Origin of the sequence: Actinomadura sp. KC06, from assembly GCF_004348735.1 — a bacterium.
GTDB lineage: Bacteria > Actinomycetota > Actinomycetes > Streptosporangiales > Streptosporangiaceae > Spirillospora.
Genome location: NZ_SMKT01000272.1, coordinates 1 through 6,823, shown reverse-complemented (window position 1 = coordinate 6,823; position 6,823 = coordinate 1). Strand labels below are relative to the sequence as shown.

The window sequence follows — 6,823 nt, the reverse complement described above, 5'->3', positions numbered from 1 at the left end:
CGCCCACAACCCCCCAGTTACGTGAGCGGGGACGGGTAGCACCCTTTCCCCGAGTGGTGCTTAGCCCATGAAACACCATTGGCGGTCGCACTGTCCAGTCAATCTGCTGATCTCGCCTCTGACGCCGCGTCCAAAATAGGTGGACACGGACAAAACAGGAGGTCGGCGACAGGGGTCCGCGCAGCATCGCGATATTGGCTTGCCAAAACGCCTTAGCCCTTGTAACTTGCCAGTTGTCCAGCTCGGCCGGAGGTCAACAGACGGCCACGCTGAAATGCCGAGGCCGGGCTGGGCTCCTTCACCGGCACTCACTCCCCAAGTGGCCGCCGGTGGACGGCCAAGAGGCCCTCACCGCCCAGGTGGGGGCCTCTTACTTTCCAGACGGCTCCCGCCCCTCACCAGGCGCGATTTACACCTTGTCATGGAAAGGGCTGATGCCTTTCCATACTGTGCATGGTCGGAGGGTGGCTCCGGACACCAGGCTGGAAGGCGTACAGCCTGGTCAGCGTTGACGGAGGAGCTCCCGTGAAGATCGGCGTCCCGCGCGAGGTCAAGAACCACGAGTACCGCGTGGCCATCACCCCGGCCGGAGTCCACGAGCTGACCCGCCACGGGCACGAGGTGTTCGTCGAGCGGGGCGCGGGGCTCGGCTCCGCCATCCCCGACGACGACTACGTCGGCGCGGGCGCCAAGGTCCTGGACGGCCCGGACGAGGTGTGGGCCGAGGGCGACCTGATCCTCAAGGTCAAGGAGCCGATCGAGCCCGAGTACCACCGGATGCGCGACGGCCAGGTCCTGTTCACCTACCTGCACCTGGCGGCGTCCCGCTCGTGCACGGACGCGCTGCTGTCCGCGGGCGTGACCGCGATCGCGTACGAGACCGTCCAGCTGCCCGACCGCTCCCTGCCGCTGCTGGCCCCCATGTCGGAGGTGGCCGGGCGCCTCGCCCCGCAGGTCGGCGCCTACCACCTGATGGCGTCCAACGGGGGACGCGGCGTCCTGCCCGGAGGGGTGCCCGGCGTGGCGGCGGCCAGGGTCGTCGTCATCGGCGGAGGCGTGTCCGGCCTCAACGCGGCGCAGATCGCCGTCGGGATGGGCGCGGACGTGACCGTCCTGGACGTCAACGTCGACCGCCTCCGCCACATCGACGCGATCTACCAGGGCCGCCTCCGCACCCTGGTGTCCAGCGTGTACACCGTCGAGCAGGAGGCCCGCGCCGCCGACCTCGTCATCGGCGCGGTGCTGATCCCCGGCGCCAAGGCCCCCAAGCTGATCTCCAACGACCTGGTCGCGAGCATGAAGGCCGGTTCGGTCCTCGTCGACATCGCCATCGACCAGGGCGGATGCTTCGAGGACTCCCGTCCCACCACCCACGCCGACCCCACCTACCGGGTGCACGACTCGACGTTCTACTGCGTCGCCAACATGCCCGGAGCGGTGCCGAACACGTCCACGTACGCGCTCACCGGCGTCACGCTCCCCTACGCGCTCCAGATCGCCGAGAAGGGCTGGCGGCGCGCCCTGGAGTCCAACGCCGCCCTCGCCCGCGGCCTCAACACCCACGCCGGCGCCCTCGTCTACGACCACGTGGCCGAGGCGCACAACCTCCCCTACACGCCCCTCACCTCCGTCCTGGACTGAGCCGTGGACGACGCCCGAGGGCGGGTAGACCCTCCCTCATGGGTGAGCTGATCTTGCTGCGGCACGGGGAGACCGAGTGGAGCCGCACGCGCCGGCATACCGGGCGGACGGACGTCCCGCTGACCGCGCGGGGCGAGGAGCAGGCGCGGGCACTGCGCGGAGCGCTCGGCGGGCGCCGCATCCTGCGGACGGTCGCCAGCCCGGCGGAACGGGCACGGCGGACGGCGGCGCTGGCCGGCCTGCCGGTGGACGACGTGGACCCCGACCTGTGGGAGTGGGACTACGGCGGCTACGAGGGGATCACCTCGGCGGCGATCCGGGAGGACCGGCCCGGCTGGTACCTGTGGGACGACGGCGTCATCCCCGGCGACGCCGACCACCCGGGCGAGGCCGTCGAGCAGGTCGGGCAGCGGGCCGACGCCGTGCTGGCGCGGGTGCGTCCGCTTCTGGCCGGTGACGACGGCGGTGGCGAAGGTGCAGACGGCGGGGACGGCGGCGGGGATGTGGCGCTCGTCGCGCACGGCCACGTCCTGCGGGTGCTGACGGCGCGGTGGCTCGGCCTGGAGCCGGCGCGCGGACGGTCGTTCGCGCTGGAGACCGGGACGGTGTCCACGCTGGGCGCCGAGCACGGGCGTCCGGTGATCACCGCGTGGAACGTCCCAGCTCCGTAGCCAGCGCATAAAGTACCCATAGGGGGACGTCCCCCCGAGGGGTATCCGGGCGTGCGCCCCCGACGGATTGCGAGGACGGAGATGGCGACCAGCGAGACCCCAACCCGCGGGTACACGGCCACCAAGGACCAGCTGCAGACCCGGCTGGCCAGGATCGAGGGCCAGGTGCGCGGCATCGACCGGATGGTCGAGGACGACCGCTACTGCATCGACATCCTCACCCAGATCAGCGCCGTCCAGGCCGCGCTGGACAAGGTGGCGCTCGGCCTGCTGGACGGGCACGTGCGGCACTGCGTGGCCGAGGGCGCCGAGGAGGGCAAGGGCGACGCGATGTCGACCGAGCTGATGGCGGCCGTGGGCCGCCTCATGCGCCGCGGCTGACGCTCACCCGCCCCCGTCACCGGAGCCGTGACAGCAAGGGCCGTGGCTTTGGCCGGGGGCGGGGCCGGGGCCGGGGCCGGGTTCGTGCAGGCCGGTGCTCTCCATGCTCTCGACGAGGATCCGCCAGCCGTGCAGGAAGTGCCTCCGCTCCACCGGGGTGAGCGCCTCCAGGGTCATCCGCAGCGGGCGGAGCCGCCGCCAGGCGAACCGCTCGATCATGTCCCGGTGCGCCTCCGCGAGGCTGACGATCACGCGCCGCCGGTCGTGCTCGTCCGGGCGCCGCTCGACGAAGCCGCCGCGCTGGAGCTCCCCGACGAGTTGGCTGACCGTGGCGGGGCTGAGCGCCATGTGCCGCGCCAGGACGCCCACCGGAGCGGGGCCGTTCAGGACGAGCGACATCAGCGCGGGCACGTGCCGCGGACCGAGCCCCGCCCCCCGCACGTGCGCGATGAGCTCGTGCGCGTCCTCGTGCCCGCCCGGCCCCTTCATGCCGCGGACGACCCGCCCCATGAGCTGGACCATCGCCTCCATGTCGGCGTCGATCGACGTGCGCGCGTGCCCTGAATCGTCCGACATGCCTTGAAGTTCAACATATTTCGTGATCCACTGCCAAACGATCGTATTGAACTTCAAGCTGTTCGACTCGTCGACCGCCGGGACCCGGGGCGTCCCGGGGCATTCAGGCAAGGGGGCCGATCATGGCCGAAAGCCCGTTCACGAAGGCGGCGCCGCCCGGCGGCGCCGCCCGCGGCGAGGGACTCGACCGGCAGACCGTCCTGCTCGGACTGGTGATCGTCTCGGGCGCCGTGATGGCGATCCTGGACACCACGATCGTCAACGTCGCGCTCGACACGCTCGGCCGCGACTTCGACACCGGCCTGTCGACCATCCAGTGGGTCGTCACCGGCTACATGCTGGCGATGGGCACCGTCATCCCGCTGACCGGCTGGGCCGTCGACCGCTTCGGCGGGCGCCGCGTGTGGATGACGTCGATCACGCTGTTCGTGATCGGGTCGGGGCTGTCCGGCGCGGCCTGGAACATCGAGTCCCTGATCTTCTTCCGGGTGCTGCAGGGGCTCGGCGGCGGCATGCTGATGCCGACCGGCATGGCGATCCTGACGATGGCGGCCGGGCCGCACCGGATGGGGCGGATCATGAGCATCATCGGCGTCCCGATGCTGCTCGGGCCCGTCCTCGGGCCGGTGCTCGGCGGCTGGCTGGTCGAGGACGTCGACTGGCGCTGGATCTTCTTCGTGAACCTGCCGGTCGGCGCGGCCGCCCTGGCGCTGGCATGGTGGCGGGTGCCGTCCGGCCCGGCGGAGCACGCCTCCTCGGCGCTCGACTGGCGCGGGCTGATCCTGCTGCCGCCCGGGTTCGTGCTGCTGATCTACGGCCTGTCGACGGCGTCCAGCCACGGCGGGTTCGGCGACCCGGCAACGATCGCGTGGCTGGCCGGCGGCGTCGCCCTGGTGGGCCTGTTCGTGCTCCACAGCCTCCGGCGCCGGGAACGCTCGCTGATCGACGTGCGGCTGTTCGCCGACCGGACGTTCGCGACCGCGGCCGGCGCCGTGTTCTTCGTCGGCGTCGCGCTGATGGCCTCGATGCTGCTGATCCCGCTGTACTACCAGACCGCGCGCGGCGAGGGCGCGCTCGCGGCGGGCCTGCTGCTGGCCCCGCAGGGCCTCGGCGCCGCGACCGCGATGCCGATCGGCGGCGTGATCACCGACAGGTTCGGCGCGGGACGGATCGTCCCGATCGGCATCGTGCTGCTGGTGGCCGGCACGGTCCCGTTCGCGCTCGTGGAGGCGGACACGTCCTACTGGCTGCTCGGCGCCACGCTCTACGTGCGGGGCCTCGGGTTCGGCTGCACCATGATGCCGACGATGTCGTCGGCGCTGACGACGCTGCGCCGGGCGGCGGTCTCGCGGGCCAGCAGCACGCTGAACATCATCCTCCAGCTCGGCGGCGCGGTCGGCACGGCGCTGCTGGCGGTCATCCTGTCCCGGCAGATCAGCGACCGGATCCCGCAGGCGCCCGAAGGCGGCGGCGGCGCGGGCGGCATGGGCCAGATCCCCGACCGGGTCCGCGAGCAGATCGCGCCGAAGCTGGCGGAGGCGTTCGGCTACACGTTCTGGGTCGCGATCGCCCTCACCGCGGTGCTGATCATCCCGGCGCTGATGCTCCCCCGGCGGGGCGCGCGCGAGAACACCGACCCGGACGCTGTGGACGCGCCGCCGATCGCCTGACGCGAGCCGGGCCGCTCCGAGGCGGCCTCAGGACGCGATCGAGAGACCGGCCGGGCCCGCCTCGTGCTCGCGCGTGAGGCGCCTGGCCCGCTGAGCGTCCGGGGTGTAGCGGTACCGCTCCGGGACGACGCGAGTGGTCCGGTACAGGCCCTTGAGCGTCAGCGTGGCCGCCAGGTCGGACGTCGGCAGCCCCGGCAGCCCGTACATGCGGCGGGCCCAGCGCGGCAGCGTCGCGACGACCAGCATCCCGATGCCGGGCGCGGCGAGCTTCAGCGGCAGCAGATGCCGCGGGACGGCCGGGCTGAACATGCGGCGCAGCCCGTCGCGGGCCTCCTTGCACGCCCAGATGCGGCGCCGCATGTCCGCGTAGTAGTCCTTCATCTCCGCGACGGAGGCGGGCACGTCCGCCGGGTCGAGGCCGACGACGGCGGCGGCGCGGCGCTGCTCGTCCACGAACGCGTCGGCGTCCGCGCCGGTCAGCGGCACCCCGGCACGGCGCGCCACGTCCAGGTAGGAGTCGACCTCGCCCAGGTGGACCCAGAGGAGGTTCTCGGGGTCGTCCACCCGGAACGTCTCGCCGTTGCTCAGGTCGAGCCCGGTCAGCTTGGAGTGCAGCTTGCGGACCCGGCGGCCCACCCGCTCGACCTCCTCCTCCGTCCCGTAGGTGCGGACGCGGACGAACTCGACCGTCCGGCCGAGCCGCGCCCAGGCGGCGGAGGGGTTCATGAGCTCGGAGTTCTGCGCGGTCCCCCACATCGTCCTCGGGTGCAGGGCCTGCAGGAGCAGCGCCCTGATCCCGCCGACCATCAGGACGGGCTCGCCCATGACGCGCCAGGTCACCGAGCCGGGCCCGAACAGCCCGTGGTCCTCGCCTTCCCCGCCCGCCACTTCTCCGCCCGCCTCGCGCAGGCTCGGCTTCTCGTGCACGTCGACCGCCTTCCGCCGCCGCGGCCGGACGGCGACGTCCGTGCCGACCGGGGTAACTGAGGACTTACCCAATCACGGCGCGGGTCACACGATCAATCCTCCGGCTCGTCCTCCACCGCCTCGTCACGCTCGCCGGGCTCGGTCTGCTCGGTGATCCAGGCGAGGTAGTCCATGCTGCCCGCCACGACCGGGGTCGCGATGATCTCGGGGGAGTCGTAGGAGTGCATCTCGGTGATCAGCGAGGCCAGCTCGTCGAACCGGTCGGCGGACGTCTTGAACAGCACCATCCACTCCTCCGCCGACTCGATCTCGTCCTCCCACCAGTAGGTGCTGGCGATCGGGCCGACGAGCTGCGCGCACGCCGCGAGCCGCTCCGTCACCGCGGACTTGGCCAGCTCGGCCGCCTCGGAGCGGGAGTCGGTCGTGGTCGTCACCTGCACGTAAGCGTGGGCCATGGCACGACTCCTTCCCCATCGCCTGCCGGACACGCCCGACACGCCCGTCCGGCCACGCCCGCCGGCCGCCGCTACCGCGCCGGCCGGACGACCATGGCGCTGCCGCCGCCCCGCCGGGCCGGCTCCGCGACCGCCTGGACGAGCCCCGGCCGCAGGATCTCCAGCCCCGTCGCGGCGCCGATCACGCCCGCCGGCGGGCCGGGGAACACCTCCAGCCGGTGCCCGCGCGCGGCCAGGTCCCGGCCGTACCAGTCGATGAACGGCTGCTCGGCGAAGACCTGCGGGGTGTTGCGCTGCGTCGCGCGCGGGAAGCTCAGCGCCGTGGGCAGGTCCATGTCGAAGTCGACGCGGTTCATCAGGATCTGCAGGACGGTCGTGATGATCGTCGATCCGCCGGGCGTGCCGAGGGCCAGCATCGGCCGCCCGTCCTTGAGGACGAGCGTCGGCGCCATGCTGCTGCGCGGGCGCTTGTGCGGTCCCGGCGCGTTCGGGTCGGGCGGGC

8 protein-coding genes are annotated in these 6,823 nt (G+C 72.4%); 4 read left to right on the top strand and 4 right to left on the bottom strand.

Features of this window, described 5'->3' with window-relative positions:
- Positions 1–525: 525 nt before the first annotated feature.
- The 3 genes from ald (at position 526) to E1287_RS41060 (ending at position 2,693) form a co-directional block, all read left to right on the top strand.
- Positions 526–1,641 (top strand): alanine dehydrogenase, encoded by a 1,116-nt coding sequence (ald, locus tag E1287_RS41070; RefSeq protein WP_131971199.1) that lies wholly within the window; start codon positions 526–528, stop codon positions 1,639–1,641.
- A gap of 38 nt (positions 1,642–1,679) precedes the next feature.
- Entirely contained in the window at positions 1,680–2,312 is a 633-nt protein-coding gene (locus E1287_RS41065; protein WP_131971197.1) for a histidine phosphatase family protein, read from the top strand.
- Positions 2,313–2,393: 81 nt separating this feature from the next.
- The gene (locus E1287_RS41060; protein ID WP_067631628.1) at positions 2,394–2,693 is read left to right on the top strand and encodes a metal-sensitive transcriptional regulator; all 300 of its coding nucleotides are present in this window, start codon (positions 2,394–2,396) and stop codon (positions 2,691–2,693) included.
- Positions 2,694–2,696: 3 nt separating this feature from the next.
- Here the strand turns inward: E1287_RS41060 and E1287_RS41055 are convergent, their stop codons facing one another.
- On the bottom strand, positions 2,697–3,269 hold the full coding sequence (locus tag E1287_RS41055; protein WP_243719793.1) for a MarR family winged helix-turn-helix transcriptional regulator: 573 nt from the start codon (positions 3,267–3,269) through the stop codon (positions 2,697–2,699).
- Between the two features lie 122 nt (positions 3,270–3,391).
- On the opposite strand from E1287_RS41055, the gene E1287_RS41050 reads away from it, so the two are divergent.
- Positions 3,392–4,939 carry a DHA2 family efflux MFS transporter permease subunit gene (locus tag E1287_RS41050; protein ID WP_131971195.1) on the top strand — a complete coding sequence of 516 codons (1,548 nt, stop codon included), beginning with the start codon at positions 3,392–3,394 and terminating at the stop codon, positions 4,937–4,939.
- 27 nt (positions 4,940–4,966) lie between these two features.
- Here E1287_RS41050 and E1287_RS41045 read toward each other — a convergent pair whose 3' ends face one another.
- From E1287_RS41045 to E1287_RS41035, 3 genes are all read right to left on the bottom strand, one after another.
- On the bottom strand, positions 4,967–5,866 hold the full coding sequence (locus tag E1287_RS41045) for an oxygenase MpaB family protein (protein WP_243719792.1): 900 nt from the start codon (positions 5,864–5,866) through the stop codon (positions 4,967–4,969).
- 92 nt (positions 5,867–5,958) lie between these two features.
- Positions 5,959–6,321, bottom strand: coding sequence for a divalent-cation tolerance protein CutA (cutA, locus tag E1287_RS41040; protein ID WP_131971193.1), 363 nt, complete (start codon positions 6,319–6,321; stop codon positions 5,959–5,961).
- Positions 6,322–6,392: 71 nt separating this feature from the next.
- Positions 6,393–6,823, bottom strand: a 431-nt coding sequence (locus E1287_RS41035) for a gamma-glutamyltransferase (protein ID WP_207934772.1), incomplete at its 5' end; no start/stop codon positions are given.